The organism is Calditrichia bacterium (assembly GCA_020634975.1).
Taxonomy (GTDB): Bacteria; Calditrichota; Calditrichia; order RBG-13-44-9; family J075; genus JACKAQ01.
In genome coordinates this window covers 284,399-309,275 of record JACKAQ010000002.1, presented here as the reverse complement: position 1 = coordinate 309,275, position 24,877 = coordinate 284,399, and the positions used below count along the sequence as shown (strand labels likewise).

Below are 24,877 nucleotides of genomic sequence, written 5' to 3'. Positions count from 1 at the left end.
CAAATTCTGGATTCTGGATGCTTCGGCTACTCTTAGCACAAGTTCTGGATGCTGGATTTGTGCCGAAATTTAGTGGTTTAGCTCGGGCTGTGCTGAACATTGCCGGAACGCTTAGCTACTGATTCAACCAGCTGTTGAGTACCGATTTTTGGGCAGGAGTCGCATTCGGGTTTTCGCGTATAACCCACCGTTTTGCAGGATTTGGCGATAGCTGCACCTCAAACTCCCGCAGCTGATTGCGCCGGAAAACCGCCACACGAATCGTTTCATCCGGCTGAAACCGGTTCATAATCCGCTGATAATTTTCCGAATGAATGCGCTGCCCGTTCACTGCCAGTAAAATATCGTCGATTGCCAATCCGCCATTGGCAGCCGGAGAATCCGGTCGAACGGAGCGAATCCGCGTTTCGCGCTCATCGCCGGAAAGGCGAACGCCCAAATCCGGCTGGCTGGAATCCCCGTCAATTTCCACAATTTCCAATCCGGCGACGGACAAATATTTGCCGTAATCCGGTGTTTCGGTACCCGAAACATATCGCTCAAAAAAATCTGCAAAACTGCTGCCGGCAACTGCCTCTATCGCTGTTTGGATGCCGTTTTCCGGCACGCCGAGCTGTTGGCTGCCGTATTTTTTCCACAACAGACGCATCACATCATCCAGCGATTGTTGGTTATCGGTGCGTTTGCGGATTTCCAGATCGAGCAAAAATCCCAAAATTTCGCCCTTTTGGTAAAATGAAATACTGGTTCCCGGCGGTGCACCGAATGCTTTTGCCCAGTCATCAAAACTGGCTTGCGCGGCGCTGGTAATCCGGTTGCCGGCATTATTTTCCAACGACGTAATTGAATTCGCCATTTTCCCCAAATAACGAAATAACGGATAATAGCCCATCCGCGTCAGCGTGATGCCTTCGTAATAACTGGTCACGCCCTCAAACCACCACATTAATTGTGTGTAATTCGGCTGCGAATAATCGGGGTAAAAAATGCCCTCCGGACGGATGCGTTCGACATTCCATGCATGAAAAAATTCGTGCGCCGTGTATGACAGCCAACGGCTGTATGTCGATTCATCGGAAAAATCGGTTGGACCCACGACAATTGACGTGCTGTTTTTGTGCTCAACGCCATGTCCCATACGATAATCCACAAAATGATAAAGAAACACATAGCGTTTAAACGGCGCTTCGCCAAAAATTTTCACCTGTTCCGCAACCATTTTTTTGAGATCAGCGAGCATTTTTTCGGCGTTGTAATTGGCGTTGCCGACGATCGCCACATCATATCGGACATTCTGATGCGAAAATACCAGTTTGTCCATTGTTGCGCTGATGATCAGCGGATTGTCCGCCAGTTCGTGATAGTTTTCAGCGGGATATGCGCGCAGGGTTTCATCAAAATCCAGCGCGGTGGCAATCGCCCAATCTTGTGGTATCTGGACAGATAGCGCCACGGGCAGCAACTCTTTTCCCGGCAGATACATCAAAATTGTGGCTGGATTAATATACGCTTCGGTGTCATCCAGATAAGTATTTCCGGCGTCCAGTTCGTTGGCGTAAAATCGGTATTTTGCGACCAGTTGTTGCGTATTCCCGGTGGCAATTTCCCAGGTGTCTTTGTCGATTTTGGCGAATGGCAGCGGTTTGCCACTTTCATTTTCCGCCCGGAATTCCACAACGTTTTGCGCAAAATTCTGGATCATGTATCGCCCCGGTCGCCAGTTGGGAATGCGCAATTGCGTAACCGGATTATCCGGTTTTTCGATCGTCACTGTGACGTCGTAAAACCGCAAATTCGGTTGATCCCAGCCGATATGATAGCGGATTCGCGGCGATTCCTGCGCCGGTGAAGCAATGTTTATCATCAATAAAAACAGAATATTAGACTGAACAACCCATCGAAAAAAAGACCCGTTGAATCTACCCAAAACAGTTCCTCATTAACCCTTGTTTAATCGTTGCCAAATGGTTTCGTTGAATGCTTCCAGCGACGGCAATTGCATGTCCGCAATTGAAAAGCGAATATCTTTTTGAAAATGTGCTTCCGGCACAGCGATGCAGCGCATTTTCGCTGCTTTTGCAGCGATGACCCCGTTGAGCGAATCCTCCAAAACGAGGCAGTGTTCCGGCGTCACGTTCAGCAAATTTGCGGTGTACAAAAACACGGCGGGATGCGGTTTACCATAGGCTTCGTGCTCGGCGGAATGAATCACCGGGAAATCGTTTCGCAGCTCCAATTTTTCCAGAATGGCGACAATCAATCGCTCCGGTGACGACGACGCCAGCGCCAGCGGCAGGTGTTTATCTCTAAAAAAATCAATGATTTGCTGAAGCCCCGGCAAGGGTTTGCCGAATCGGCTGACCCTGGCGATTACTTCGTCAACAATCGCATCGCTCAACGCTGCGATGGAATGTTTCTGCAAATCCCAAGGGTGTTTGCGATGCCAATATTTAACCACTTCGTCAATGCGTAAACCAGTGGTTTCGAACGCATCGTTTGCGGTCATCGGCACGCCAACTTTGTTGAGCACCACCGGTTCCGATTCCCGCCAGAACGGCTCGGAATCGATCATCAATCCATCCATGTCAAAAATAACTGCTTCGATCATATTTTTTTTGCTCAATGATAAAGGGTTAAGGATAAAGGATAAATTCAGACACAAACTTTTACCTTTTTCCTTTAAACTTTTTCCTTATTTATCCTTTATCCCTTATCCTTTATCCTTTTCCATTTCAGAAACCATTTATCGTAAATCCGCCGTCCACCGCAATGCACTGACCGGTGATATAAGACGACAGCGGCATGCACAGAAATGCCGCAAGTCCCGCGATTTCTTCCGGCTCGCCGATCCTTCCCATTGGCGTACGGCGCACCACCGCGTTGTGATACAGCTCGTTTTGCAGCACCTGCTCCGCCAACGGTGTGCGAATATACCACGGCGCAATGCAGTTCACCCGGATGTTATCTTTCGCCCATTCCACCGCCAGATTTTTGGTCATCTGGGTCATCGCTGCTTTGGTCATTCCGTAGATAACGCCGGAACGGATGTGCAACAAACCCGCCACAGAACCCACATTCACGATGCTGCTGTTTTCGCCGGATTTGAGCAGCGGATGCGCCAGTTGGCTGATGCTCAACGCCGAAAACAGGTTGGTTTGGAAAATATGCTGAATTTCCTGTTCGCTGTAATTTAGCGCGGATTTGCGAATGTTCGTGCCAACGTTGTTCACCAGAATATCCAGTTTTCCCCACGATTCCCGCGCAACGTTGATGATCGTTTCGCGATCTTCTGCATCGCTGACATCGGCAACAACGCCATCGACATCCAACCCGTTATTTTGCCAGTTATCGATGGTTTCACCGAGTGTTTCCTCATCGCGGGCGACGATGAGCACCTCCGCACCGAGTCGCGCCAGTTCTTCTGCAATCGCCCGCCCGATGCCTTTTGTGCCGCCGGTGACGATCGCTTTCCTGTTTTCCAAGTGCCAGTTTTTCATGATGTTACATTACTTTTGTTGTTGAAACAATTGCCGCAAAGTCGCAAAGTGCACAATGAGAAAACCGATTTTTTTTTTATCAATTGCACAATTTTTCTCGCTCTTCGCACCTCGAATTGCGGATAACTATTCAAAATCCATTGACTTACGCCAAATATAATCAATTCCGTAAAAATATCCCCCAAAAAATCAAAAGCGCTTTGCACAAATCACAATTCTCACCTATATTTTGTGAAAACAAATGAACAAAGGTTCACTGATGGCGAAAGCAAAAACCACATATGTGTGCATGGAATGCGGTTACCAAACCAGCAAGTGGATGGGAAAATGCGGTGATTGCGGTGGCTGGAACACGTTTGTCGAGGAAGTGATCGAGCCGCAGTCCGCAGTCCGCAGTACTGTTGCCCCGAAATCGAAACTGGTGAAATTATCTGAGGTTTCCGAAGCGGATTCGCAAAAACGCTTGCCAACCGGCAGCGCAGAGTTTGATCGCGTGCTCGGCGGGGGAATTTTTCCGGCATCGGTAATTTTGCTGGCCGGTGAACCGGGCATCGGCAAATCCACATTGATGTTGCAAACACTGCTCAAATTGCAGCAAAGCGGGCACAAAACGGTGTACGTCAGCGGTGAAGAATCGCTGCAACAGTTGAAAAATCGCGCCAATCGGTTGCCCGTTCCGTCCGACGATTTGCTGGCGGTTTCCGAAACAAATATCGAAGCAATTTTGCACCATATCGAAAAAGAGCAGCCGGATGTGGTGGTTGCGGATTCCATCCAGGCGTTGTATAACAGCGATTTGAGTGGCGCTCCCGGCAATGTCGGGCAGGTTCGCGATTGCGCCGCGCGATTGTTCAAGCTCGCCAAAGAGCAACCGTTTACATTGTTTTTGATCGGGCACGTCACCAAAGACGGATCGGTCGCCGGACCAAAAATTCTGGAACATTTGGTGGATGTGGTCATTTATTTTGAAGGGAACACCCAACAGCATCGCATTATCCGGGCGGTCAAAAACCGCTTTGGCGCCGCCAACGAACTGGGCGTTTTCGAAATGCGAAACGACGGATTACGGGAAGTTAGCAACGTTTCCGGATTATTTTTGAACGTGCACGAACAGCCGATGGCCGGCAGCAGCATCGTTTGCAGCTACGAAGGCAGCCGCCCGTTGATGGTGGAAGTTCAGGCGTTGGTAAGTCGCTCAAATTACGGCACGCCGCAGCGAACCGTCAGCGGATTCGATCATCGGCGCCTCTCGTTGATTTTGGCGATTCTCGAAAAATATTGCCGGTTGAGCTTCGGCATTCACGATGTATTTGTAAAAGTTGCCGGCGGATTGCGCATCGAAGATCCGGGAATTGATCTCGGCGTCGCTGCGGCGCTCTATTCCAGCCGGCTGGAACGTCCGTTGGAAAATGACGCGGTTTACATCGGCGAGCTTGGCTTGGGCGGAGAAGTTCGTCCGGTTTCGTTTATGGAGCAGCGACTCGGCGAAGCCCAGAAACTCGGTTTCCGGCAAAGCTATCTGCCGGTTGCCAGCCTGCCGGATACAGGCATTCGAAAAAAATTTTCGCTGATGCTTTCACCGGTGCGACGAGTGAACGAACTGCTGCTTCCGGGAGAAGAATCTTGATGCTTCGGCTACGTTCGCCGGATGCTTTTGTATCCAAACCCTGAGCAAAGTCGAAAGGTAAATTGCCGGAATCAGAAAACAATTGGATAAATCATCCGCAATTTTATCCTTTGTCCTTTATCTTTTATCCTTGATTACAGCCAATTCCGGCTGCAAATGTGTATTCTGTCACAGTTTTCTGCACCAATTCAGTTTATTTAACCGGATCAAAAATAAAATTTACAAATCTCGAAACTACCGGGAGAACCGATGAGCAATTCCAAAATGACACGTGAATACGGCAGCAAGCTACGCCAAATTGACCGCGATGAACTGATTTACCGGTTGCCACCCTGTAAAATTGAACAAGTTTTTGTAGCGACATCGGAAATACAGGATTGGGGCATCACCATGCTCAATATTCCGTCGCTGTGGCGGGTAACCGCCGGAAAAAATATGAAAGTAGCCGTTCTGGATACCGGTATCGATTTCACACACCCCGATTTGGAAGGTGCCGTTATCGATAGCAAAGATTTTTCCGGCAGCGTTTCCGGTCCGGCAGACATGCAGGGACACGGCACTCACGTTTCCGGAATTATCGCAGCGCGGAAAAACACTCAGGGTGTGGTTGGCGTTGCGCCGGAAGCTGGATTGCTGATCGGCAAAGTGCTGGGCGATAATGGCTCCGGCTCGTCCCGTTCGGTAACATCAGGTATCGAATGGGCGATCGAGCAGGAAGCCGACATTATTTCGATGAGCCTCGGCAGCCAATATCCGGATGAATTTATTCACAGCGCCATCAAACAAGCCATCGATGCCGGGATTTTTGTGATTGCCGCCGCCGGAAACGACGGATTCAACAAGGTTGATTTTCCGGCAGCACACGATGAAGTTATCGCCGTTGGCTCGATTGATCGCCGCCGCAAAATTTCCAGTTTCTCCTCGCGTGGTCCGGAAGTGGATATCGTCGCACCCGGAGATCAGATCCTATCTACATATCCCACAAGAACTTATGCACGACTGAGTGGCACCTCCATGGCAACACCCTTTGTTGCCGGCGTTGTTGCGCTGATGCTGGCCAAACACAAAAAATTCGGCGGCAGCACGCCGATCAACAATCAAAAAGATTTGGTGGATCATCTGCGACGCACAGCGATCGATCTCGGTCCGGAAGGTTTTGACGAAGCATACGGTTTCGGGCTGATCAACCCGGTTGAACTGATGGACCCGGAAGTCCAGCAACCCGCCTGAACTTGAACCGACATATATTCGGCATTGGAAAATCCAGTGCTAACTATTTTGCGTCAGCCAATTATGGCTGGCGCTTTTTTTATGCAAACCGATCTGCTTTATCGACGGTGTTTCTTGCTCAAAAGCGTTGTTTTTTGTAACTTTGAGTGATTTTTTCAAATATTGAATAAGAAGGAGTATGATGAAATTTATAGCGATGTTGGGATTGATTTTTCATTTAGTGTTGATGCAACTGGTTGTTTTTGCTCAACCTGTCGATGACGCGGCAATCACCCGATTAATTACCGAATTCAAAAAGGATGTTCGCGGACCCTATCAGGCGATTCGCTGGTTTTGCCCGGACGGGCGGGTGCTGCCACCGCAGGAACGCTGCAATCAACCCGGTGCGATTCAGCATGCGCTGCCAAAAAACATTGTTCAAAAAATTGCCGAAGAACGGGGGATTTGGCTGGGGCAAATTCTCGCCGGAACGCCTGCCGAAGCGTTTTTGGATGCTGAACATTTGTTCTCCCGCGCCAAACAATATCAGATTGAGCAATATTTAACGCGCATCGATGATGGCTGGATTTTGCGTCGCGCCCGCTATTATCGCGGTGCAATTCAGGCGGAGGACGAAGCCGCGTGGTCCGCACAATTTTTGTCCAAACAGCTTGCCGATACCCAAATGATCGCCGAACAATTTTTTCTGCTCCGGCAATGGGCAAAAGATTTACCGCAAGAAAGCCGCGGCAACCGATGGGACAATATCCGCGCGCTGTCGTTGGTGCTCGGCGATTCCATTCCGGCATTCATGGATTTGCGAATCAAACTGCACGGGCAGCCGGAATCCGGCGATGTGCAACGCGTCAAAGATTTCCGGAATCAGCATCGCGACAAGCTCAAACCCAACCTGTTGACATTTCTCAACGATTTAATTGCCGATCTCGAAATCGCATTTCGACCGGCGGATTTGAAGCTGCTCAATTCATACCTTCCCCGATTGGCACCGGATTCTCCGGTAGCTTTGCAGATACAGAAAATCATGCAATACAGTAATTTGAGTGATTCTTTGCGGAACACGCTGCCGTTTATCAACGATGTTTCCGAATTGCTGCTGCGTATCCGGCAAACCCTGCCGGCAATTCCCCGGACGACAACCCGTTTCCAAATGTTGAATTTGTCCATTACGATGGAACGGATGCTGTTCCAATCTGCCATCAATTTTCAGACGAAACATTTGGCGCAGGAAATCGCGCTGATGCACGCACTGGCAAAAGCCGCCGCCGGATGCGGTTATCTGGAAATGTGGGAATGGGACGCCATTCGCAACCGGTTGGCAGCTTCGCCGGAAATCAAATTTATGACGCTCGGCGAATTTCAGTCGCTCAGCGAAGATGCGCGGCGAGTGCTGGAATGGAGCGTCGGCATGATCCGAACACATTATCTTTCGGATGTCAACACTTTTGCCGGATTTGAGCCGCTCAGCCACGGATTTATCGACGACCGTGTGCGCGGCTCCATTTTGCTGCCGTTGGGCAACAGCGTCGCAAAATTGCGGGAATCTGCGGCAAAAGCAGCTGGTGTTTCCAATGCGGTGCTGGGCATTTCCAATGCCGGACAAATGCAGGGATTAAATCCGGGATATGCGATGGGCGAACTGGTGGTTGTGCAGGGCTCGCCGGATGGCATCGAGTTTTCGCCGAAAAAAATATACGTCATCGAACGACCGCCGGCAGATCTGACGCCGGTTGCCGGTATCGCCACCGTTTCTGAGGGGAATCTGGTATCGCATGTGCAATTGCTGGCGCGAAATCTGGGTGTGCCGAACGCGGTGCTTTCAGCCCAAAATTTGCAGGATTTATTGCCGTTTAGCGGGCAAATCGTGTTTTACGCGGTCTCGCCGCGCGGCGCAATCACGATAAAACTGGCTGCCCAAATGTCTGCGGAAGAGAAGGCATTGTTTGATGTCAGCAAACGCCCGGACGAACGCGTTGCCGTACCCACAGACCGGCTGGATTTGCGGAACACGCTCGTTAAATTGCGCAACCTTCGCGCCAGCGATTCCGGCAAACTCTGCGGACCAAAAGCTGCTAATCTCGGTGAGTTAAAGTATCTGTTTCCCGATAGGGTGGTGGAAGGTTTTGTGATTCCGTTCGGGGCATTCCGGGCACATTTCGATCAGCAAATGCCGGGAAAACCAATCACGTACTGGCAATTTTTGCAACTCACTTTCGAACGCGCTGCATTGGATCGCCGGAGCGGCAAATCCAATGACATCGTTGAAAAAAACATTCTCGAACGATTGGCAGAATTGCGCGAGGCTGTCAAAACCATTGCGTTTTTACCGGGATTTGAGGCGCAAATCCGGCAGGCATTTCAGGATAATTTTGGCAAACCCATCGGCGAAACGCCGGTTTTTCTGCGCAGCGACACCAATATGGAAGATTTGAAAGAATTTACCGGTGCCGGATTGAACCTGACGGTTTTCAACGTTCTCGATGAAAACCGGATTTTTCAGGCGATCCGCGATGTGTGGGCATCGCCATACACAGAGCGCAGCTACGGCTGGCGGCAAAAATATTTGCTCAATCCGGAAAATGTTTACCCATCCATTCTGGTGATCCCGACCGTAAATGTGCGCACATCCGGCGTGCTGATCACCACCGGAATTTCCAGCAACGATAGTCGCGATGTGACCATTGCGTTTAGTCGCGGAGCCGGCGGCGCTGTGGAAGGTCAGGCAGCGGAGTCGTATTTGCTGCGCCACACCGGCGAAAACCAGCTCCTCTCCCCTGCCCGCGAATTGCGATACACGCTGTTGCCTGAATCCGGCGGTACCAAAAAAGGTATCACTTCGCTGAATCTATCTTTGCTGCAAGCTGCTGATTTACAACAACTTCGGGGCGTTGCAACCGAAATTCGCAATCGCGCACGCGACAGCGCCGGACAACCGTACAGCGGCGCGCTGGATGTCGAACTCGGGTTTTATAACGGAAAAATATGGCTGTTCCAGGTTCGTCCCTTTGTCGAAAATAAACGGGCACGATCATCGGATTACCTGCAAAAAATGGATCCGCAATTGGATCTGCAAAAAACAATTTCACTGGAAAATTGAACGGAATGAGCAGAAAAAATTACAAATCGGAGTTGCGCCAATTGCAAACGGAATTGGTGAAATTGCAAAAATGGGTGCAGGAAACCCAGCAACGGGTGCTGATTATTTTTGAAGGGCGCGATACCGCGGGCAAAGGCGGCGCTATCCGCAGATTCACCCGATACCTGAATCCGCGGGCAATGCGGGTTGTGGCGCTGCCCAAACCCACCGATCGCGAGCGCGGACAATGGTATTTTCAACGCTATGTTGCCCAATTGCCCGCCGCCGGGGAAATCGTTTTTTTCGATCGGAGTTGGTACAATCGCGCGGTTGTTGAGCCGGTGATGGGATTTTGCAGCGAATCCGAATATCACCATTTTTTGAAACAGGTACCCGAATTCGAAAACATGCTTCACGAAGACGGCATTCTGATGTTCAAACTCTGGTTTTCAATCGATATCGAAGAACAAAAACGACGACTGCAGGAACGTCGCACCAATTTATTGAAACAATGGAAACTGAGCACCACCGACTTGCTGGCGCAAAAAAAATGGCACGAATTCACCCGTTACAAAGAGGCAATGTTCGAACACACCCACCGCGAACACAGCCCGTGGGCAATTATCAAAGGTAACAACAAACAGCTCGCACGACTGGAATCGATGCGCTATGTTTTATCGCAAATCAATTACAAAGATAAAGCGAAAGCCGACATCAATTTTACGCCAAATGCAAAAGTGCTGCAGGTGTATTCCCCGGAAAAATAGCACAGCCGACCATTTCATTTTTTGCAAACTCCGGAGTTTTATCCGGAGTTTTTTTTGCTCACGCCAATAAGTCAAGATTCCTTTAACTCCCTGTGAAGATTTTGTGAACAGATTCGTGTAAGTTTGCAGCATGATTCAACCGGTTGTTTTTTGTCGTTTTGACCCCGTTAATTTTAATGAAATGCGATGCTGCAAATGATAAATTCACAAACACTTGATCCGGCAATTGACGTTGACAGCGATTTTTCACCGGACGGATATCGTCGGCTAATGCAAAAAATCCGGCAGCAGGGCTATCAATTTTGCGATCTGCAAACCGCCGAAAACGGACATTTAGCCGCATCTCACCACATTTTTCTCCGCCACGATATCGACATCAATCTCGAAAGCGCATTTCAAATTGCCTGCATCGAATTTGAATTGGGCATCCGCTCAACCTATTTTATTTGCGTCCGCTCGCCATTTTACAACCCGTTTTCCGCCACAAATCGTCAATTCATCCACAACATACACGAACTGGGTCACTGCATCGCACCGCATGTTGTGTTCGATGCCGACGTCTGTTTTTTCGAAACGCTGAACAGCGACATCATTACATTGTCCGCGCACTATCCATTTGTAAATAAAGAACTTGTGAGCGTTCATAGCCCGGCCAATTTTGAATGTGTAATGGATATGTTGCACATACCCGGCATCGCAAAAGTCTATGCACCCATCGCCGACGGCGCTGTAAAATACATCAGCGATTCCGGTGGACGCTGGCGAAATGGCGGACTGCTGCATTCTGCCGCATTTCTGCAGAAAAAGAATATTCAACTGCTGACACATCCGATTTGGTGGACACTAACTGGCGAACAACCGAAAGACAAAATTCAGAATCTGTTGCGCAAAAAATCTATTCTGGTGAATCCCGAACACCGGAAATTTTTGCCAAAACTTTTTGCCCGGCTCGAAAAAAGCGGTTCCTAAAACGATTCTCTCACAATTGATATGCTGAAAATATATTACATTTGTGCGGTCGATTTATCAAATTTCGACGCCCAGCGCACCCACATTTTGGAAGTCATTTCCGAAATGCAAACGCTCGGCAACGATGTAATGTTGCTCCTCCCCCGCTTTCAATCCACCATCGAAAATTTCCCGTTCAACATTTGCCCGATAAATGTGTTGCTCAAATCCAGCAAACTGAAATTTGTCGAATACGAAATCCGGCTGTTTTTTGTGTTACTGTGGCGCTGTTTGCGCAATCGTCCGGATGTGTTGTTCACCCGAAAAGGCTTTTTGACAATTGCACCGGGAATTATCGGAAAAATATTGCGGATAAAAACCGTTCTCGAAGTCAACGGCATTGTTGCAGACGAAGTAAAAAGCGCATTCGGTTTGCCCGATGTTGCGGTGGCGATATTTGAGAAAATTGAACGCTGGAACTGCCGGATTTCCGACAAAATAATTGCGGTAACCGACGGACTGAAATCGATGATTTCGGAACGCTTTTCGGTCGATAAATCTCGTATTATTGTAATATCTAACGGTGTGAACATCCATCGATTTCACCCAAACGGCAGACTAACCGGAACCGGTATCCGGTTGGGATTTGTGGGAAATTTAGTCAATTGGGCAGGCGTGGAAATTCTGGTTCGCAGCCTTCCGCTGATTCGTCAACACTTCCAAAATGTAGAACTCCTGATCGTTGGTGACGGGCAGGAGCGGCGAGATCTGGAGAATTTGGTGCAATCACAGAATGTTCAATCGCAGGTCACTTTCGCCGGAAAAGTTGCTCCGCAGGAAGTGCCGGATTTTATCAATCAGTGCGATATTTGTTATGTGCCGGCAATTGCCGGACGGAATAGCAAAATCGGCGGTTCATCGCTGAAATTATATGAATATTTGGCGTGCGGAAAACCGGTGATCGTTTCCGATATTCCCGGTTTGGATATGGTGCGAACGCACCAATTGGGACGAGTGGTGCCCCCCGGCGATGTTGCTGCGTTGGCGTCTGCAACCATCGATTTATTACGCAATCCGGATGAGTTGCGGACAATCGCAACGCGGGCGCGAGCCATCGCAGAACAGCAATTTACCTGGACGCAAACCACTGAAAAAATTATGGAAATCTGCGCAAAAAAGGGCTAAACCATTTCGCTGAAAACAACCTCGGTTTGCAGCACCGATTCGTAAACATCCCTTATTTTTTCAACCATAATTTCGGCTGTAAAATTAGCATTTACATACAGATACGCTGCATCTGCAAACGCCTGCATATCATATTTTCCTGCCAAAACATCACATAAAATTTTTGATAATTCATCTGAGTTTTCATTTTCAAACAGAAGCCCGCTGCGCCGGTGAAACACAATTTCGCGATTGCCAAAGGTGTCCGACGCAACAATCGGCAAGTTACATCCGGCTGCCTCGAGCAGCGTAATCGGGAAACCTTCCCACCGCGAAGGGAGGAGAAAATAATCACTGGCATGCATAAAATCGGGCACATTGTGGCGCCTGCCCAAAAACATTAGCAGATCGGAAATGCCGGTTGATGTTGCCAATTGTTGCATTTCCGAAAAAAACTCGCCATCGCCAATGAGCACAAATATTGCGCTACTTTGACGCAATTTTGTCTGATTTTTGGCAATTGCTGCGAGTAAAATATCGTGTGCTTTTTGAAACGGAAAACGGGCGACAGTGAGAAAAATCCGGGCATTTTCCGGTAAATTTAAGTTTTGCCGTAATTCGGATTTTGTATAATCAGCAGTACTAATTTCGTCGTAATCAATGCCGTTTGGGATACAAACCGGATTCGCAATCCCATAATTTTGGCGCACAAATTCAGCATCTTCCTCAGAAACGGTGATCACTTTTTTTACTTTTTTCAGCAAATATTTTTCCAAATAAAAACGCAGTTGATACTTAATTTGGCTACTAAACCCTTTTAAAAATTCATATTTATGAATGTGCAACCCGTGAACGGTGAACAAAACTGGAAATGGAGTTTTCCGTAACGGGTTGTTTAAAACCGTGAGCAGCGGTTTGAGGTGATGAATATGAACCAGATCCGGTTGAAACCGGCGCAAATTTTCCAAATGGTAGCCGTCGGGGAAAATCCAGACATTCGACAACGCAGCCAATTTACCAAATTCGCTGCCGCCATTTGCGAAAATACCGAACACGATTTCCGGCATCGAACGGGCAATTTGGGAAATATGCTGCAAGCCGCCACCGACAACAAAGGTATCGGTGAGCAGCGCAATTTTGGGGCGTTTCTCATGGGCTTGTTCGATAGACATCATCAAATCTCCGGGAATTTGTTTTGGAGGATTGGGCGATTTCAAAAAATTTCCGTGCGGTGTCTGCGGCGTTGAATAAAAAATCAATCACCGATAACCCCTGCAAAAATTTGCCGTGGCGTTGGGCATACGCCGGGTGGTCAAAGGCTGTGAATTTCAGCGCAATTCCTGTAGTCGAGAACTGCTCCCGATCGAGATAATTCTTGCTGGCGCCGCTGCCGGATAGATACGCATCGCAGTCTGTAATTTTGGTCATTTGAATGATCCGGTCACTGGGGTTTTCGGCGTCGATTTTCAGCGATGAATCAGAAACCAGCGGCGTGCGAATACTGTAGTTTTCGCAAACATACGTTATTGTTTCAATATTCAAATCAGCCAAAAACTGCCATTCTTTTGAAAATAATGATTCAAAAAACGGCGCATATCGATCAAAATAGGGGGATTTTCCGTAATTTAGCTGAATGGTCTTCCAGTGTTTTTTTCGCCAGTTTTTACTGTTGTCGATGCGAATGTCTTTGATCAGCAAATTTCCGTCGCCGGAATGCACCGGCACAGTCAGCCAGTGCGCCGCGCCATCTGCGGATTTGATCCGGGTTCTGTTGATATAACTTTGGGTTGAAAACTGGACGTTTTCCGCGAGCACAAACTTGTCCGATTGGGCGATTTTGTGAAAAAATCCAATCCATGGGAGATAGTTCGGTTGGTGTGCGCCCAAAATCATGCGGGCACCGGCTCGGTCAAAATTGAATGAAGCGCTGCAGCCACCCGATTGACGGAATCCCGCGATAATTCGGGATAAATCGGGAGCGCGATCGTGCGTTCGAGAATGTCCTCCGCGATTGGAAAATCACCGTGTCGGTAGCCAAATTTTTGCTGATAAAAGGGTTGCAAATGGCAGGGCGGCCAATAAATGCTGCCACTTTGTACACCAAATTCTTCGAACAATCGCCGATTGACCTCGCTGAGTGACGCGGGTTTTTCCAGCAAAACCGGATATTTGTAAAAGCTGTGGCGCACATTTTCAGGCATTACAAACAGACGCAATCCCGGTGAATTTGCCAGCGCATTCTCATACCAATTGGCAATCATCTGGCGTTTGGCAATGGCATCATCCAGCGTTTGCAATTGATGCCAACCAACAACCGCTTGCAGTTCGCTCATTCGCCAGTTGTGCCCCAATCGCAACAATAAATTTTTATTTTCGCTGGTATTTTCCGCACCGATCGCGATGCCGTGACAGCGTACCGATTGCGCAAATTCGACACAAGCCGGATCGTTTGTGGTGATCATCCCGCCTTCGCCGGTGGTCATCGGTTTGGTCGGATAAAATGAAAACGCAGCACCGTCCGCCAGATTTCCCGCGAATTTCTGATCGATTGCAGCACCCGGCGCATGTGCGGCATCTTCCAGCAAAAACAATCCGCGAGTTCGACACAAATCACGTATTTCTGAAACTTGCGGCGTAATCAACCCGGCGATATGCACCAGAATCACACCTTTGGTTTTGGGCGATATTTTGCGTTTCAAATCTTCAGGATCGAGGCAAAGCGTGTCGGCGGAAATATCGGCCAAAACCGGTTTTCCCCCCGCGAAAATCACGGCGTTGCCGGAAGCCAAAAATGTGTTGGTTGGGACAATCACTTCGCAATCGCGAACATCAAAAAAACGCAGCAATATTTCCAACGCGCTGGTGCCGGAGTTGGTGGCGATGGCAAATTTTGCGCCGGTGTATTCGGCGAAAGCCTGTTCAAAACGCGATACCCACGGACCCTGCGTCAACCGCCCACCGGCTAAAATTTCGGCGATTTCATCAGCAATTATTCGTCGAATTGGTTCCGGGAAATACGGTTTGTTGGCGGAAATACGGTTCACTGTCGCTCCTCCGTCGCTGAAATTGTGCTGTGGTTTATAAAAAGTTTCAAACTCGTTTCTAATTCCGTCGGCTCGAAATTGAGGAGCTGACGTGCGGCTGATATATCAAACCAAAACCGGCGCGGGTTTGGCGATTCACATTCAATTACCGGCTTTTCAGAACCGGTGATTTTGCGCATCATTCGGGCAACTTCTGCCGGTGAAATTTCCCTGCCGCTACCGATGTGAAACAGCCGCTGCCATCCGCTTTTCGGATCGGGATTTGCTGATGCCAGCAACCGGTTCAGCGCTAAAATATTTGCCGTTACAACGTCATCCGCAGACAAAAAATCGCCGGTGCGATTGGTTGCAACAGACGGCATCTGACCGCTTTCTGTGGTGAAATATTCGCGTAAATTTGTGATGATACCACGCGGCTTTCCGATTCCAAAAATACCCGAATATCGCAAAATTGTGTAGTTTAGATTTTTTGATCGACCAAAATAGGTGCATGCTTCCTCTGCCAGAAAAACGCTCAATCCATTCGGTTCAACCGGTTGGGGCGCGTGCTTTTCACTTACCGGCAAATCAGATAAATGTTCGATATCAAAGACTATCATCGCCGAACTTTGTATCCATGCGCGAACGCCCGATTCCGCTGCGTTTTGCAACAGATTTACCGTTCCCTCAAAGTTGGTTTGATACGCCGGTAGTGATCGCAAATCCGGTATTTTGGCTGTTTCCGGATCGGGGAAATAGCGTTCCACAGCCATGTGAAAAACAGCTTCGAAACGGTTGTTTCGGAATAATTTTTTGGTGAAAACAGCATCACGGATATCGCCGGTAACCAACCGGAAATTGGTGTTGCCGAGCATCGATTTCAACAAATCCGGATGTTTCGATCGGGACAGCGCAACAATTTCATGCCCGATTGCCAGCAATTTCTCACATAATTTGTGCCCGATCAGCCCGTTTGCACCGGTCACCAAAATTTGCAATTTTTCCATTAGTCAACCTGAATGATGAGTCCGTGCCAGGCGTTATTGCCATCGGCTTTTTGTTGTGCGGTCTGTTCTTCGAAAGGCTGAACTGTGCCTGATTTGTCGGTTGCTCGGACAAACAATCCATATTTTCCCGCAGTAGTCGGCAGTTGAACGTTGGCATCCCAGAGGCACCAGACATACGGTGCCGGCCAATCCCCGCTGTTGATTCGGGACAGCGCTTCGCCGAACGCAGCGCCGTTGGAATCATCAAAATCGGGCTGCGCCATTGCATCGGGACGATCGCGGATGACGGCATCCTGCCAACTGATTTCGCCGTCAATCTGGTTTCGATTGCGCACTTTTGTAATCCCGATTTCCACTTTTTCAACCGGATTTACCCCACTGACCGCAACCCCTTTCACATTGTAAATACTGCCTTTACGCACCGTTTGATAATTGACGGGATTGTAAATTCGCGAGTTGATGCGCATCGGCGGAACATCCGCCCACAGCACATCCGGCGATGTCGATTCCACCGGTCGCGTTTCCCAATAGCCGTCCGGCTCGTCGCGGTCGCTTACCTCAATTTCCATGATTGCTTTCGGGCTTTTCATCCCCAACATTTCCGGCACAACCATGCGCACCGGATAACCGTGAGCATACGATCCATCGCGCCGCGCGCTAAACGGCACGCCGTTAAATTTGTAAGCCAGATACGCCGGACGCGGATCATCGTTCATTATCCGCGCTTTCGTGTGGTTGGTGAAATAATCATCGTAGCAGCGAAAATAAACCCGCTTTGCCTGCGCCCAATCTACGCCCAAATCGTTTTCCAGAAATAAGCGCAGCGGAACACCGGAAAAATAGCCGTTGCTCAACTGAAATCCGCCCGGTGCATTTCCCACACACTGGAACGCCTGAAAAAACGATTCCTCCGCAGCCGGATAACGGGTGGCAATTTCATCAAAACTGAGCGATGTTTCTTTGATAACCGAACCATTTACCGTTTGGGTAAATTTCAACCGCCACGTATCAAGTTCGAGATCGCTCGGGCGATAATCGCGTCCTTCGATAAACTGGATGTAAAAACCACCTTCCTCTTCGGGAATATCCACCGGAGAACAAAAATTCAGGTCGATCGGATCGATCAGTGGGCCAACGCTGTTTTTTGTGCAGCTCACAATCCCGATTCCGGGAACAAAAACCAACGCAATTCCGGCAAGTCCGGTTTTGATAAAGTCACGACGTTTCATCGAATTTTTCTCCGAATATTGATTTTTTTTCAGCGCTTAAATGCAATTCCGACAAACACTTCCTTCGAATCCGGAATGTTCAACCCGGCTGTCGTTTTCAGATAAGTTACATCCACATCGATGTGCTGATTGAGCAACACAATAACGCCGCCACCCAGCCGCGTCCGCTGTTGGGTTAACGGAAAACCGAACAGATTGCTCACCGAATCGGATTCGCCATTATTGCGAATAACGCTACCGACAAATCGCAATAGCAGCAGATTTTTCAACGTATATCCGGCTTCGAAATTGAAATGGAATTCATCCACGAAATCACCGCCGCGGATGCGGTAGCCGACATCGCCGGTGAGATACGCGGGAACCGGATATAACGATGCGCCGAGCAATAATTTCACATCGAAATCGGTTTCGTTGTTGCCGAGCGGCGGAATGTCTGCAATATCGTAAAATGCGGGTTGTTTGATGCCAACCAGCGCTGATGCGACAACCGGTTTATCGAGAAATTGATATTTTGCCTGCAATTCGATATCTCCGGCAAAATATCCGGTGGTTTTTCCCCGGACAAAATTTGCCTCATTCATGGATTTTTTAAAAAATGGCGCGCTGATGATTCCGGTTAATCGGGGCAAAAATCCGTATTCGCCGTAAAAATAAATGGCATAATCCCGGAACGTTGCCGGAGAAGCGGTGCCCAAAACACCGTTTGCATCTGAGAAAATAAAGGTCGCTTTTGTGTAAAACTTACCTTTGGGTTGTGCCCATGCACCAGCATAAACGTTGCAAAAACAGCAGCTTACAATCACAAACAGAATCGCAGGAAACAGCATTTTTTTCATTTATTCGCCTTGTGATAATCAAACAAACAACCATTTTGAATTATGGAAATTATTAATTCGAAAAATTAAAAGCGGCATGATGCAAGGTATCGTGAATTGTTCACAAAGTCCTCACAAACAGTTAAGATAAGATTTAACATTGGCGGAATTTGGCAGGTTAAAACAAAGTCAAATAACAGTGAAAATTGATAATTTTTGATCGAAAAATTATCAATTCAAAAAAAAAGGCGACCCGCAGGTCGCCTCAAAAGAAAACAATTATGTTTGAAATTTATTCGGTTTGTGATGCTTCTTCCATCAAAACTTCGTATGCATAACCGGCACCAAAATCTTTGCCCAATACAATTTTACCACTGAAAGTAACAACATCACCTTTGTTGACACGTTCATTTGTGGTAATAGTCAGGTCATGTGCGTTACCGCTTTTTGTGCCATCCTGAATATGAACCCAATTACGATCCATAATTTCCGCATTAAATTTGGTTACTTTACCGCGAACCTTGACAGTTTTATTCGCATAATTTTGGCGATTATTATACAATTCTGCGATTGTGACACCACCGGCTGCGGGAGTAACCTGAATTGAGGCATCCGTTTCCGATGTGGTTCTTTCATTTTCACCCATTCCCGGATATCCGCCGCTTGAGGGCATATTCGGTGTGGTGCTAACCTGTTGTACAAAATATATGACATCGAATGTTTTATTCAGCTCTTTGCTTTGGAAATTGACCATTTCCAATCCCGGCTTGAAATACACAGAAGATCCGGCATCCACAGCGGTTTTGGAAGTGGCAATCCAGTATTCGCGGTCGTTATCTTCTACGCGCAAATATGTGTACGTGCCGCCCTGGACAACCTCAAGTGTATTTGCCTTTTTCATATCCGACGTGGTTTTGGTTTCCGCTTGCGCCTGCGCCTGCGTTTCAGGCTTTTCCTCACATGCGGAAAACCAGACACCAATAAACAACAATATAAACAACGGTTTAAGCTTCATTTTTTAGCCCCTGAATAATTATTAAATTTAGTTAACAGGATAAGTTAGCTAATCGAAAACAGAATTAAAAGCGGAAGAAATTTTCGTTGGAATATGGCAGGTATATTTGTTTTGGGGTGGAACGGATAATCGTCTGACACCAAATATCGCAATTTTGACGGCGAATAAAAAATTACGCGCGGGAAATAATGCCGGATATTTCACCCCACAGCGCGCCGCGTCCGGTGCGGTCTTTTGATGAAAAAAACAGGAATTTGGCTGATTCTTCAAATCCCAAAGCCGCTTTGATCAATTTTTCCTGTTTGGATTTTTCATTATTGGATACCCGGTCAACTTTTGTGCAAATCACCTGAAACGGCACATTGTTAAAACGCAGCCACTCAACCAATTGCACGTCGTTGGATTTCGCGCCAACCTTGCTGTCAATCAGCACAAACAGCATTTTTAGCTGCTCGCTGTTCAGCAAATACCCTTCGATAGCCTGTTGCCATTTCTTCTGTTCCGATTGGGAAATTTTGGCGAATCCGTAACCGGGCAAATCGACCAGAAAAAAACGTTCGTCCATCGAAAAGAAATTCAGTGAACGGGTTTTTCCCGGCTGTTTACTGGTGCGCGCCAGGTTTTTCATATTAATCAATGTGTTGATTAATGAAGATTTCCCAACGTTGGAGCGCCCGACAAACGCGACTTCCGGCAATCCGGGCTTTGGCGCATCCCGCCAGTCCATGCAGCTTTTGATGAATTTGATATTCTTGATAATTTCCATAACATAAAAAATGCGCCCCCGAAATCATACAATCTCAGAGGCGCTTAATTCCAAATTTTTCAGTGGTTTATAACACTTTATCCAATTTTTGGGTAATCATCGGTTTGGGAACTGCACCGACAATTTGATCCACAACTTCGCCATTTTTAAACACCAGCAATGTGGGAATGCTGCGAATGCCGAACTGTGCTGCGGCATATTGATTGCGATCCACATCCACTTTTCCGACTTTAATTTTTCCATCATAGTCATTTGCAATTTCTTCTACAACAGGTGCAATCATTTTACAAGGTCCACACCATGCAGCCCAAAAATCAACTAGTACTGGTGTTTCGGATTCCAATACTTCTTCTTTAAAGTTTTTGTCCGTAATTTCAACTGGAACGCTCATTATGTCCTCCTGCGCGATTTCGAAAATATCGTCTAAAAAATTTTTTGCCAACTTGGCTTTGTTAATTACATCATTTAGATAATTCAGCTTTGCCATTGGTTACACAAAAATTATTATCGCGATTCCCGCTGGTTTCGCCAGCGAATTTTTTCGCGGAGAATATCTTCACTGCGCAGAGCTGTATCACCTGCATTATTTTCCGAGCCGGTATTTTCAGCGAGAACTTCTTCCCCGGTGTCGCCGATAGCGGTTTCACCGGCGATTGCTGTGGAATCGGTCAATTCAACTTTTTCCACCGGCGGGGATATTTTTTTTCGGGCAACTCGAACAAAATCAGTAGCTTGCGGGAAGCGTTGAATAATACGTTCGTATGCGGTAAATGCCGAATCGCGCATTCCCAAATCCCGTTCATAAACCCAGGCAACGGCAAATTGGGCTTTCGCACTGATGTTCCACGAAGTATCCAAATCTGCAATTTTTTCATAAGCTTCAATTGCCGGGCGATACTGTCCCGCAAAATACAGTGATTCCGCAGCTAAAAATTTCTGATAAGCCATTTCCTCCGCGGAAATTGCTTTTTCTTCCTCCTCATACATACCACGATTTTTCATAATTTCAATGGCGAACGGGGAATCGATATAATTGGCGAGCAACTCTTTTTCGTATTCATAAACTTTTTGCATGTTGTTCACCTGCGGCGAACGATTAATGTAAATCAATGAATAATATGCTTTAGGCGTTAAAATTGAATCTTCGTACGTATGGATAAAGTCATCAAAATAATACGCTGCGGAATCGTAATTTTCCTCTTTCAACAAATAAAACTCAGCCAATTGATAACGGGAATTCATCAAGTCAAATTCGATTTGCGGCAATTTACGCTTCTCGAGCTTTTTCTTTGGCTTCACATTTTTGTTGTTTTTTCCTGCGGCTGCGGGTATGGGATTGGGCGGTAAACCGCTATTAATTTTTGTGGTGCCGGCTGCCAATGGATCTGTGTCCTGTGGAATATTGGGATTTAACGTATCTACCGATTGATTAAAAAGCTTGGTTTGCGAATCGATGCTTCCAAAAAGACTTGAATCCGTCGCAACAGAATCCATTTGTTGAATAGCCAACAGCGAATCGAACGCGGTAGTATCTTCGATTCCCAAACCGTTTGCAATGCGGAATGAATCTTCATATTGCGCCTCGTACAGCGAATCCAGAAAATCCGGTTCGGTGGTAAGGCGGGTAACCAACAGCTCGTCACGGTCGATGTTGTCGACAATTTCCTTGAATTCACCGAGATATTTTTCTTTGCGTAACGCAACTTCCGCACTGTCGAATTTGCTGTAAACCTGATTGGTTTTTTTGTAATAAAACACCGCAGAATCCAGATTATTCAACTCGGTTTCATACAATTGCGCCAGATGATAAGCTGCCCAGGCAGTGCCAACATCGCTGCGTTTTTCGGAAATAACTTCGTTGTAGGTTTCAACCGCGGTTATCAAATCATCCTGTTTTTCGTAAATACCGCCAATTTCCGTTTTGATACTGGTTAAAAATGGCTTGAAACGCGGTGCAGTGATCATTTTTCGCAAAATTTCCAATGCCTTGGTGGATTTGTCCATTTTGACCAACGCCCGGGAATGCTGCATTTTGGAACGGTATTCGATATCCAGTGTGGGGTTTTGCTTCTCGACTTTTTCATATTGGGAAACAGCGTTTTTTAAATCGCCCTGCTGATAGTGCGCTTCCGCCAGCGAATACATGACTTCTGCTTTATACTCGTCGCTTAAATCTTCTTTTAGCGCAGTTTGGAGATATTCAATAGCTTTTGGGTAATCCTTCTGCTGAAAAGCATATTTCCCCAATTCGAAGCTGGCTTGGGACCGAATTTGCGCATCTTTTCCGTTGTTAATCACGCGGCGGAAATATTCATTCGCACCGTCGATATCTTTTTCATACAGCAAAATTTTTCCGTACCACAAATTGGCTTCCGGGAACAAATCGCTTTCGCTGTATTTGCGCATAAATTGATCAAGGTGTTGTTTCGATTGAATATACTTTTCGATATGAAATTCGCTTTTGGCGATGAGCAGCAGTGCATCATCGGCATATTTGCTCTTGTCGCTGTAAATATCAATCAATTTCCAGCATTTATCGATAGTAGTTTCGAATGACTTTCTTGCGTTTGCCGGTATTGTGGTTTGTTCGGGAGACTCGCGCAAGATTTTGAGACCTTCGTTATAATTATCTTTCGCGTTAAACAGCGTGTTGTAATAGGCGCAACCGCTCCCGAAAAGAATCATCCCCAAAACAAGGATCGATTTGTAATTCGGCATAAATATTTCCTTAACTCATTTAAATTTATAAAACTTACGCAACCGGTTTTCGCAATTTTTTGATCACCATTTCCAATGCCGGTAAAAATTTTTCAACCGCAAAAGGAAAGCGTTCGTTTGCGACGCTGCTCAGCGGCGTTTCATCGGGATTAATTTCCACGAGATATGCGCCGTTCCCTTTTGCCAGATATGCCAATGACGCCGCCGGTTCCACCAGCGACGAAGTGCCGATCGAAAAAAATATCTCTGTTTCCTGCGATACGCGTTGGGCTTCTGTTACCTCATCCATTGGCAGCGTTTCACCAAACCAAACCACATCGGGACGCAATTTGCCGCTGCATTTCGGGCATTCCGGCACCGGCTGCGATTCATCTTCGCCATCGGCTTCGCCGAGATACGTACAGTCTATGCATTTATTGCGCATGATGTTCCCGTGTAATTCAATGATTTTTTGGGAACCAGCCCGCCGGTGCAAGCCATCCACATTTTGGGTAATCAGGTGGAATTCCGGAAAATATTTGGGGAATTCCGTTAACGTGAAATGCCCGGGATTTGGCTGTGCGTTGCGAATAATATTGCGTCGCCAGCGATACCATTCCCAAACGACCTCCGGCTGGCGGGTGAACGCATCCAAACTTGCCAGTTCGTGCGGCTGATAATTTTTCCACAATCCGTCTTTTCCCCGGAAAGTCGGAACGCCGCTGGCAGCGCTGATGCCGGAACCGGTCATCACCACCACCGAATATGCTTTTTGTAATCGCGCCAAAAAAGTTTGGGTCAGCTGCATAACTTTTTCTGTTCCCTGCGTTTTTCCAAATCCTTTTTTTACAATATGTTGAATCGTGTTAATTTCATAATTTCTGTCCAAAACTGGTGCCGACCGCCACCGCAGATTGAATTAACTCGTGATCCTGCGGAACGGTGCGTTGGCGATTCATCACCTTTTCGACGGGCACCGCAACCAACCGATTACCTTGCAGCGCAACCATGTGGTTAAATTTGCCTTCATTGAACAACTCAACCGCTTTCACGGAAAATCGGGTTGCCAGCAATCGATCCAGCGGTGTTGGCGTGCCGCCGCGCTGCAAATGCCCGAGCACCGCAACCCGGCATTCGATACCGGTTTCATCTTCCAATTGTTTGCCGATGATGTGGCTGACGCCGCCAAGCCGGATCGGATCCGGGCTTTCTTCGATAATCCGCTGATACACCTGCGCGCCGCCTTCCGGTTTGCACCCTTCCGAAACCACAACAATGCTGAACCGTTTGCCAAATCGGCTGCGTTTGCGAACAACACTGACCACTTCATTTATATTATAGGGAATTTCCGGAATGAGAATGACATCGCCGCCACCGGCGATACCCGATTCCAGCGCCAGCCAACCGGCGTTGCGGCCCATCACCTCAACCAACAACACACGGTGATGCGATTGCGCAGTTGTGTGCAATTTGTCGATCGCTTCGGTTGCAGTCATTCGCGCGGAATCGAAACCGAAGGTCAGGTCTGTTTCCATCAAATCGTTGTCGATGGTTTTGGGAACACCGACGATATTGGCACCTTTTTCAGCCAACCTTCCGCCGATGCTCATTGTGCCGTCGCCACCCACGCAGATCAGCGCTTCCAAACCCAAATCTTCATACAACGCCATACATTCGTCCGATTTGTCCACAACGTGGCGTTTTTCGCCATCGCCAACATGGCAGGCAAATGGGTTTGCCGTGTTGCTCGACCCCAATATGGTGCCGCCTTGCGTGAGAATTCCCGACACGTCTTCCTGCCGTAAAATGGTAAAACGACCGTCAATTAATCCGTCGAAGCCGTCGTAAAAACCCAACACTTCCATGCCATATTGCCCGATTGCGGATTTGGTAACCCCGCGAATCACGGCGTTTAAACCGGGGCAATCGCCGCCGCCGGTTAAAATGCCAATTCTTCTTTTACCCATTTTTCAAACCACTTTTCGATGTTAATTTCAATATTTTAAGCGAGTAATATAG

21 protein-coding genes are annotated in these 24,877 nt (G+C 47.5%); 6 read left to right on the top strand and 15 right to left on the bottom strand.

The window, feature by feature from the left end; genetic code table 11:
* Window positions 1-115: 115 nt before the first annotated feature.
* The 3 genes from H6629_15610 to H6629_15600 all read right to left on the bottom strand — a co-directional run bounded on the left by H6629_15610 (window position 116) and on the right by H6629_15600 (window position 3,497).
* Entirely contained in the window at window positions 116-1,864 is a 1,749-nt protein-coding gene (locus H6629_15610) for a M61 family metallopeptidase (protein MCB9069223.1), read from the bottom strand.
* A gap of 75 nt (window positions 1,865-1,939) precedes the next feature.
* A complete protein-coding gene (gene hxpB / locus H6629_15605) occupies window positions 1,940-2,608 on the bottom strand; it encodes a hexitol phosphatase HxpB (protein ID MCB9069222.1) in 669 nt (222 codons plus the stop codon).
* Between the two features lie 124 nt (window positions 2,609-2,732).
* Entirely contained in the window at window positions 2,733-3,497 is a 765-nt protein-coding gene (locus tag H6629_15600) for an SDR family oxidoreductase (GenBank protein MCB9069221.1), read from the bottom strand.
* Window positions 3,498-3,756: 259 nt separating this feature from the next.
* Between H6629_15600 and radA the strand changes: the two genes are divergently transcribed.
* The 6 genes from radA to H6629_15570 all read left to right on the top strand — a co-directional run bounded on the left by radA (window position 3,757) and on the right by H6629_15570 (window position 12,327).
* Window positions 3,757-5,124, top strand: a complete 1,368-nt coding sequence (gene radA, locus H6629_15595) for a DNA repair protein RadA (GenBank protein MCB9069220.1) — start codon at window positions 3,757-3,759, stop codon at window positions 5,122-5,124.
* A gap of 264 nt (window positions 5,125-5,388) precedes the next feature.
* The gene (locus H6629_15590) at window positions 5,389-6,354 is read left to right on the top strand and encodes a S8 family peptidase (GenBank protein MCB9069219.1); all 966 of its coding nucleotides are present in this window, start codon (window positions 5,389-5,391) and stop codon (window positions 6,352-6,354) included.
* Window positions 6,355-6,532: 178 nt separating this feature from the next.
* Window positions 6,533-9,448: a phosphoenolpyruvate synthase gene (locus H6629_15585; GenBank protein ID MCB9069218.1), complete on the top strand. Its 2,916-nt coding sequence runs from the start codon at window positions 6,533-6,535 to the stop codon at window positions 9,446-9,448.
* A 5-nt stretch (window positions 9,449-9,453) separates the two neighbouring features.
* Window positions 9,454-10,194 (top strand): polyphosphate kinase 2, encoded by a 741-nt coding sequence (ppk2, locus tag H6629_15580; protein ID MCB9069217.1) that lies wholly within the window; start codon window positions 9,454-9,456, stop codon window positions 10,192-10,194.
* Window positions 10,195-10,389: 195 nt separating this feature from the next.
* A complete protein-coding gene (locus H6629_15575; protein ID MCB9069216.1) occupies window positions 10,390-11,163 on the top strand; it encodes a hypothetical protein in 774 nt (257 codons plus the stop codon).
* A gap of 21 nt (window positions 11,164-11,184) precedes the next feature.
* Window positions 11,185-12,327 (top strand): glycosyltransferase family 4 protein, encoded by a 1,143-nt coding sequence (locus tag H6629_15570; protein ID MCB9069215.1) that lies wholly within the window; start codon window positions 11,185-11,187, stop codon window positions 12,325-12,327.
* On the opposite strand, the gene H6629_15565 is transcribed toward H6629_15570, so the two are convergent.
* The 12 genes from H6629_15565 to H6629_15510 all read right to left on the bottom strand — a co-directional run bounded on the left by H6629_15565 (window position 12,324) and on the right by H6629_15510 (window position 24,825).
* A complete protein-coding gene (locus H6629_15565) occupies window positions 12,324-13,478 on the bottom strand; it encodes a glycosyltransferase family 4 protein (GenBank protein MCB9069214.1) in 1,155 nt (384 codons plus the stop codon). The genes H6629_15570 and H6629_15565 overlap by 4 nt on opposite strands.
* Window positions 13,456-14,199 carry a WbqC family protein gene (locus H6629_15560; protein ID MCB9069213.1) on the bottom strand — a complete coding sequence of 248 codons (744 nt, stop codon included), beginning with the start codon at window positions 14,197-14,199 and terminating at the stop codon, window positions 13,456-13,458. The genes H6629_15565 and H6629_15560 overlap by 23 nt, the downstream gene beginning before the upstream one ends.
* Window positions 14,196-15,350 carry a DegT/DnrJ/EryC1/StrS aminotransferase family protein gene (locus tag H6629_15555; GenBank protein MCB9069212.1) on the bottom strand — a complete coding sequence of 385 codons (1,155 nt, stop codon included), beginning with the start codon at window positions 15,348-15,350 and terminating at the stop codon, window positions 14,196-14,198. Before H6629_15555 ends, H6629_15560 begins: the two co-directional genes overlap by 4 nt.
* Window positions 15,347-16,336, bottom strand: coding sequence for an NAD(P)-dependent oxidoreductase (locus H6629_15550; GenBank protein MCB9069211.1), 990 nt, complete (start codon window positions 16,334-16,336; stop codon window positions 15,347-15,349). Before H6629_15550 ends, H6629_15555 begins: the two co-directional genes overlap by 4 nt.
* Window positions 16,336-17,565: a molybdopterin-dependent oxidoreductase gene (locus tag H6629_15545; GenBank protein MCB9069210.1), complete on the bottom strand. Its 1,230-nt coding sequence runs from the start codon at window positions 17,563-17,565 to the stop codon at window positions 16,336-16,338. The genes H6629_15550 and H6629_15545 overlap by 1 nt, the downstream gene beginning before the upstream one ends.
* Before the next feature lie 29 nt (window positions 17,566-17,594).
* Window positions 17,595-18,401: a transporter gene (locus H6629_15540; GenBank protein MCB9069209.1), complete on the bottom strand. Its 807-nt coding sequence runs from the start codon at window positions 18,399-18,401 to the stop codon at window positions 17,595-17,597.
* A 271-nt stretch (window positions 18,402-18,672) separates the two neighbouring features.
* Window positions 18,673-19,395 carry an SH3-like domain-containing protein gene (locus H6629_15535; GenBank protein ID MCB9069208.1) on the bottom strand — a complete coding sequence of 241 codons (723 nt, stop codon included), beginning with the start codon at window positions 19,393-19,395 and terminating at the stop codon, window positions 18,673-18,675.
* 172 nt (window positions 19,396-19,567) lie between these two features.
* Window positions 19,568-20,161 (bottom strand): YihA family ribosome biogenesis GTP-binding protein, encoded by a 594-nt coding sequence (locus H6629_15530; GenBank protein MCB9069207.1) that lies wholly within the window; start codon window positions 20,159-20,161, stop codon window positions 19,568-19,570.
* Window positions 20,162-20,228: 67 nt separating this feature from the next.
* Entirely contained in the window at window positions 20,229-20,552 is a 324-nt protein-coding gene (trxA, locus tag H6629_15525) for a thioredoxin (GenBank protein ID MCB9069206.1), read from the bottom strand.
* 113 nt (window positions 20,553-20,665) lie between these two features.
* Window positions 20,666-22,879 carry a tetratricopeptide repeat protein gene (locus tag H6629_15520; protein ID MCB9069205.1) on the bottom strand — a complete coding sequence of 738 codons (2,214 nt, stop codon included), beginning with the start codon at window positions 22,877-22,879 and terminating at the stop codon, window positions 20,666-20,668.
* 34 nt (window positions 22,880-22,913) lie between these two features.
* Window positions 22,914-23,666: an NAD-dependent deacylase gene (locus tag H6629_15515; GenBank protein MCB9069204.1), complete on the bottom strand. Its 753-nt coding sequence runs from the start codon at window positions 23,664-23,666 to the stop codon at window positions 22,914-22,916.
* A gap of 64 nt (window positions 23,667-23,730) precedes the next feature.
* Complete coding sequence (locus H6629_15510) at window positions 23,731-24,825, bottom strand: ATP-dependent 6-phosphofructokinase (protein ID MCB9069203.1); 1,095 nt, start codon at window positions 24,823-24,825, stop codon at window positions 23,731-23,733.
* Between the last annotated feature and the right edge of the window lie 52 nt (window positions 24,826-24,877).

Coding starts and splice junctions, on each gene's coding strand:
- trxA (MCB9069206.1), bottom strand. CDS start 20,552: ATGAGCGTTCCAGTTGAAATTACGGACAAAAACTTTAAAGAAGAAGTA.
- H6629_15610 (MCB9069223.1), bottom strand. CDS start 1,864: ATGATAAACATTGCTTCACCGGCGCAGGAATCGCCGCGAATCCGCTAT.
- ppk2 (MCB9069217.1), top strand. CDS start 9,454: ATGAGCAGAAAAAATTACAAATCGGAGTTGCGCCAATTGCAAACGGAA.
- H6629_15600 (MCB9069221.1), bottom strand. CDS start 3,497: ATGAAAAACTGGCACTTGGAAAACAGGAAAGCGATCGTCACCGGCGGC.
- H6629_15560 (MCB9069213.1), bottom strand. CDS start 14,199: ATGATTTTGGGCGCACACCAACCGAACTATCTCCCATGGATTGGATTT.
- H6629_15545 (MCB9069210.1), bottom strand. CDS start 17,565: ATGAAACGTCGTGACTTTATCAAAACCGGACTTGCCGGAATTGCGTTG.
- H6629_15510 (MCB9069203.1), bottom strand. CDS start 24,825: ATGGGTAAAAGAAGAATTGGCATTTTAACCGGCGGCGGCGATTGCCCC.
- radA (MCB9069220.1), top strand. CDS start 3,757: ATGGCGAAAGCAAAAACCACATATGTGTGCATGGAATGCGGTTACCAA.
- H6629_15585 (MCB9069218.1), top strand. CDS start 6,533: ATGATGAAATTTATAGCGATGTTGGGATTGATTTTTCATTTAGTGTTG.
- H6629_15575 (MCB9069216.1), top strand. CDS start 10,390: ATGATAAATTCACAAACACTTGATCCGGCAATTGACGTTGACAGCGAT.
- H6629_15550 (MCB9069211.1), bottom strand. CDS start 16,336: ATGGAAAAATTGCAAATTTTGGTGACCGGTGCAAACGGGCTGATCGGG.
- H6629_15570 (MCB9069215.1), top strand. CDS start 11,185: ATGCTGAAAATATATTACATTTGTGCGGTCGATTTATCAAATTTCGAC.
- H6629_15535 (MCB9069208.1), bottom strand. CDS start 19,395: ATGAAGCTTAAACCGTTGTTTATATTGTTGTTTATTGGTGTCTGGTTT.
- H6629_15565 (MCB9069214.1), bottom strand. CDS start 13,478: ATGTCTATCGAACAAGCCCATGAGAAACGCCCCAAAATTGCGCTGCTC.
- H6629_15540 (MCB9069209.1), bottom strand. CDS start 18,401: ATGAAAAAAATGCTGTTTCCTGCGATTCTGTTTGTGATTGTAAGCTGC.
- H6629_15530 (MCB9069207.1), bottom strand. CDS start 20,161: ATGGAAATTATCAAGAATATCAAATTCATCAAAAGCTGCATGGACTGG.
- H6629_15590 (MCB9069219.1), top strand. CDS start 5,389: ATGACACGTGAATACGGCAGCAAGCTACGCCAAATTGACCGCGATGAA.
- H6629_15515 (MCB9069204.1), bottom strand. CDS start 23,666: ATGCAGCTGACCCAAACTTTTTTGGCGCGATTACAAAAAGCATATTCG.
- hxpB (MCB9069222.1), bottom strand. CDS start 2,608: ATGATCGAAGCAGTTATTTTTGACATGGATGGATTGATGATCGATTCC.
- H6629_15520 (MCB9069205.1), bottom strand. CDS start 22,879: ATGCCGAATTACAAATCGATCCTTGTTTTGGGGATGATTCTTTTCGGG.